Annotated in this window: 1 protein-coding gene; it reads right to left on the bottom strand. The window is 63.4% G+C overall.

Going from position 1 to position 333, the window contains the following annotated elements; translation table 11 throughout:
* Nucleotides 1-313 (bottom strand): zincin-like metallopeptidase domain-containing protein (locus tag AX703_RS22310; protein ID WP_255355098.1); only part of this gene is annotated, 313 nt, incomplete at its 3' end.
* Between the last annotated feature and the right edge of the window lie 20 nt (nucleotides 314-333).

Below are 333 nucleotides of genomic sequence, written 5' to 3'. Positions count from 1 at the left end.
CGCAAAGGCCATCGACTGTCCTCGAAATGAGGACACTTGCGATGTTACATACCTCATGGCACCGGGTCGAGAAATACGCCTCGATCGAGTGAAACGCCCCTGGCGACGGCAAGGTGACTGTGTCGGTGCTCGGCGTGTAATGCGCACTGTCGCCGCCGTGGACGACACGGAGCGGGATCGCGTCGAGAAAGGCCTGCACCCCGGCCGAGAGTTCGCCGATCGCCTTGGGGTCCGGCGGCTCGGGGTAGTAGTGCGCCGGCAGACCTTCGATCTGAGAGGGTAGGGTAGGCCCGCAATGTCTCGGAGAGAACATCGCTAGGCCCCCCTCCGAAC

Origin of the sequence: Novosphingobium sp. CCH12-A3 (genome assembly GCF_001556015.1) — a bacterium.
Lineage (GTDB): Bacteria > Pseudomonadota > Alphaproteobacteria > Sphingomonadales > Sphingomonadaceae > Novosphingobium > Novosphingobium subterraneum.
Note: the sequence above shows the minus strand (reverse complement) of the source record. Positions and strands in the feature narration are given on the sequence as shown.